The sequence below is a fragment of the Staphylococcus sp. HMSC065D05 genome, assembly GCF_001813195.1.
In the GTDB taxonomy this organism is placed as follows: Bacteria; Bacillota; Bacilli; order Staphylococcales; family Staphylococcaceae; genus Staphylococcus; species Staphylococcus epidermidis.
Genome location: NZ_KV811766.1, coordinates 1 through 3580 on the forward strand (window position 1 = coordinate 1; position 3580 = coordinate 3580).

At 28.3% G+C, this 3580-nt stretch carries 5 protein-coding genes and 1 pseudogene; 1 reads left to right on the forward strand and 5 read right to left on the reverse strand.

Going from position 1 to position 3580, the window contains the following annotated elements; translation table 11 throughout:
• Positions 1-557 precede the first annotated feature (557 nt).
• Positions 558-1172 (forward strand): DUF443 family protein, encoded by a 615-nt coding sequence (locus HMPREF2897_RS08930; RefSeq protein WP_002501061.1) that lies wholly within the window; start codon positions 558-560, stop codon positions 1170-1172.
• Positions 1173-1472: 300 nt separating this feature from the next.
• Here HMPREF2897_RS08930 and HMPREF2897_RS08935 read toward each other — a convergent pair whose 3' ends face one another.
• The 5 genes and pseudogenes from HMPREF2897_RS08935 to HMPREF2897_RS08945 form a co-directional block, all read right to left on the reverse strand.
• The gene (locus tag HMPREF2897_RS08935) at positions 1473-1967 is read right to left on the reverse strand and encodes a TIGR01741 family protein (protein WP_070593022.1); all 495 of its coding nucleotides are present in this window, start codon (positions 1965-1967) and stop codon (positions 1473-1475) included.
• Between the two features lie 10 nt (positions 1968-1977).
• Complete coding sequence (locus HMPREF2897_RS13145) at positions 1978-2106, reverse strand: hypothetical protein (RefSeq protein WP_020362740.1); 129 nt, start codon at positions 2104-2106, stop codon at positions 1978-1980.
• Positions 2107-2218: 112 nt separating this feature from the next.
• Complete coding sequence (locus HMPREF2897_RS08940; RefSeq protein WP_020369297.1) at positions 2219-2776, reverse strand: T6SS immunity protein Tdi1 domain-containing protein; 558 nt, start codon at positions 2774-2776, stop codon at positions 2219-2221.
• 113 nt (positions 2777-2889) lie between these two features.
• Complete coding sequence (locus tag HMPREF2897_RS12470) at positions 2890-3096, reverse strand: polymorphic toxin type 15 domain-containing protein (protein ID WP_316072790.1); 207 nt, start codon at positions 3094-3096, stop codon at positions 2890-2892.
• A 233-nt stretch (positions 3097-3329) separates the two neighbouring features.
• Positions 3330-3580 (reverse strand): annotated as a pseudogene (locus HMPREF2897_RS08945) (ADP-ribosylating toxin); the annotation flags it as partial.

Sequence of the window (3580 nt, forward strand, 5' to 3'; positions counted from 1 at the left end):
TTATATAATTCCCACTAATTGGGGTCAGTCCAACTTTTAGTCAGTTGCTTAATACTTTTTTTACATCAAAATGCTACTCTTCTGATGTTGAAAATATAGTAAAAAGTATTTCAAGTAGATATGATTATCTTCAAAAAAGTATCATGTCATTGTGGAACGGGTGGGTCACAAAGACAAGCTTATGATTCTCGGATATAATTCTTTTCAGCCGTTATTGTAACTAGTAAGGGGAATAAATTAGATTTAATATGCGAAAATTTGTTGGCGTTGACATAGTAAATTCAACTAAAGGATTAGGTACGAGTTAAAAAGTTGATTGGACTGGTCAATAAATTGACAAAAGAATTGTTTTTAAAACTTAGCAATTTATTTTAGAAGCAAAAGGTACATTGTATTATGAAAAAATTATAGGATAATTTTCTAGTGGTTGTAAAAAATGTTGAAAATAATGCCAAGTATTTTAGTAATAAAGCAGAATAAGTCGAAAAAATGTTAGAGAAGCTGTCAACAATATCAAAAAAGTAGCAAATCTAATGAAATGGAGTTGGTGAAACAAGATGGATTATGTATACACAATTTATAAAAATCCTAGATATAAAATCATTCAAAAAGAAAATCGCTATTTAATGGTCGATTTAGAACAAAATTGGTATTCATATCTGTGTCCTATGTTGAACTGGTTTATACCTATTAAATGCACAGAATTGACTTATCAAGAGTTCAACAATTTAAATATATTTAATAATGGGGGACAAAACAGTCATGGTATGATGGCTACCGGTATTGGTGTTACTATCAGTGTGTTATTAAGAAGTATTGTGGGTTTCATGGATATTAATATTAGTCGAATATGGGTAGCGATAATGTTTTTAATCGGATTTGTTGCAGTGATTGCGTTACGTTTATCTATAAGAAAGAAGTTGAATCATTCAGCATTTAATCAAAATAGCACACAAAAAGTCATGTTGATTCCATCGTTTAAAAATTTAGTGCTAGTGGTGTTTTGTTATTTTATGTTCCTATTTTTTTCAATTGCTCCTATTCAAATGATTTTTGATGATCATCAAAATATTTTTGGTTATATAGGTTGGTTAGTTACATTGTTTCTGTTTACTATTATGAACATAGTTTCGATTTCTGATAAAAAAGTACATGCGAAATTAAAAATGTAGGAAGATATCTAAGGTAAAGTGAGAGCAGTAAGGATCGTTATATATTTATATGAGATTATCTAAATTTTTAGAGACTCTGAATACTCTCATGATTAAATGATCGATATCTTGAAGTATTTAATATAATCTTTGTGAGCCACTCGATAAACATTACATTGTCCAGGTTGAGTTGTTTATTCGATGTCTGCATTTTTCTAAAATATTTTATATGTATTTATTTAGCAATAAAATTAAAATATGCTATGTTTTGTAATCAAAAGAAAACTAAGCAACTTTTATATTTCTTAGTCATCCTTCGCTTTACTCTTCTTCTTGTTCTTTAATAAATTGTTCTACTTTTTTTACTTTATTTATCGCATATTCTTTTTCTGGTAAAACACCGAATTTTTTGTATTCATAATAACATTCTCTAGCTAACGGTCCAAATTCTGAATTTTTCCAATCAATATAAGCAAAAGCCACGTTTAATTTACCTTCATTATTAAAATCAAATTCACATGATGTCCATGGTTCTTGATTATTTTCTATAAATAGCTCTCTGAGCCTTTTAAATAATTTATAGAGAGTGAAAGATAAATCACTAAATATCTTTTGTGAAACATTATAATCATCTGGAATAGTAGTATAATAATGTAAGTCGTCACTAACAGGTGTAGTGTAATTAAAAAACACTTCTCCTCCTCCTTCATCTATATAAGCCATTGTATAAACCTGTTCCCATTCTGTTGGTATCATATCATTGATATGATTTGCTATTTCTTGATACATTTCATTTAATTGTTTTTCAAAGTTCATATTCAATCTCCTATCTATTTTCAAAAACTTCTTTCCAATATTCTGGTATATTCATTTGATTATCTACATTAATAAATTCTACTTTATTATTATTTAGTGTGTATTCACTTAGTGTTTTAGATAATTCGTGTTTATTCATATAAAAACGTTCCGAATTTTATAGTTTTCAAAAAAGGGAGTTAAGCTCGATTCATTGCTTAACTTCCGAATGTAAATTTCTACAACTTGATTTATGATAAAATCCATAAACTTTAGTCATTAATTGGCCCAGTTAATTCTGTAATTAATAGGATATGTTCCTTAATTTTTACTGTATCCATATGCGCTACTTCTTCTTTACCACCCAAGGGTAATATTGGTACATATCCAAAGCATTCATCATAGGCTGGTTCCTCTTTTGTTTTTAATGCTTCGAAATACATTTGAGGTTCAATATGTGAATCACAAAAATATTTATCATTTTCATCAATAATTAATTTTATAGTTAAATTAAACATTTGCATTAAAACTTTTGTTTCTTTATATCGAAACTTTAAAATTCCTATAAATCCATCTTTTTTTTCTACATAAATGATATCTCCTAATCCAGTTACAAATAATGGCACAGCATCCTTAAAAAATTGAGTTCCGTACTCCATCAAATCTGTATACTCTTCCGGATTTATACTTTTCATAAATCCTTCAAAAAATGTACCTAATCCGTAATCTTTCCAAAATTCTATGATTTCCTCTGATAATATATTTTCATACTTATTAATAATTTCTTGTGGTACATTTGCTACTTTTTTAAAATCTTTTATTTCTATCATTTGATCCTCCATTAATTTAAGCTTATATTTAAATATATTTTTTCTCGCTCTTTCTCATTAAATTTTTTACTTTGTTCTTTAATTTGATAATCCAAATCATCAATTTTGTATTTTCACTGACTTCCAAGAGATGAATTTATTTTTGTATCTCCTAACCCACCTATGTTATGTGCATACCCACCAGCTATCATATCTGGATTATGTAAAGTGGGTTGCTTTCGGAATAATGTGTTTACTCGAGCTTTCGCTTTAGTATTATTTCTAATTTTAATACAATTTTTACAAATATTTATATATTCTTTAATAGTTAATTTATTAATTTCTTCTTCTTGATCCTTTAGTTGTCTATAGAATCCTTTTCTTCATGTTTTATATTTCTTTTAAGACTAACCGATATGGGCTCAATTCTTTTAATATTTTCTCTAGATTTATTAGTATGATTTACATGTTTACTTTCACTCTTTACCATACTATCTTTTGGTGTGTGACTTGATGATTGGGTGTGAATGAATATATTAACATAAGGGAACGTTGAATATTTTTAACTACTTCTCTAAGCGTAACACCTTTGGCTGACTTGGACACTACCTACGCCTACAATCGCAACTCTATGTTGTATTAAGAGGATGTCCTTTTCTAATATATTGCTCTTTTTTAAAACTTGGTGGGCTTTATAATCTATCCATTCCTTACCTTGTTGTACTCTATTATACGCTTGGCCTCTCATATCACTCGACATTTGGCCGACTCGATTGTTCTGTGCAAAGTTTTTAGACTGGTTGAGAACACTATCTTTCATTGCTG

What these genes read in the sequence shown, in the direction of transcription:
- HMPREF2897_RS08930 (WP_002501061.1), top strand. Translation starts at nt 558, where the DNA reads ATGGATTATGTATACACAATTTATAAAAATCCTAGATATAAAATCATT.
- HMPREF2897_RS08935 (WP_070593022.1), bottom strand. Translation starts at nt 1,967, where the DNA reads ATGAACTTTGAAAAACAATTAAATGAAATGTATCAAGAAATAGCAAAT.
- HMPREF2897_RS08940 (WP_020369297.1), bottom strand. Translation starts at nt 2,776, where the DNA reads ATGATAGAAATAAAAGATTTTAAAAAAGTAGCAAATGTACCACAAGAA.
- HMPREF2897_RS13145 (WP_020362740.1), bottom strand. Translation starts at nt 2,106, where the DNA reads ATGAATAAACACGAATTATCTAAAACACTAAGTGAATACACACTAAAT.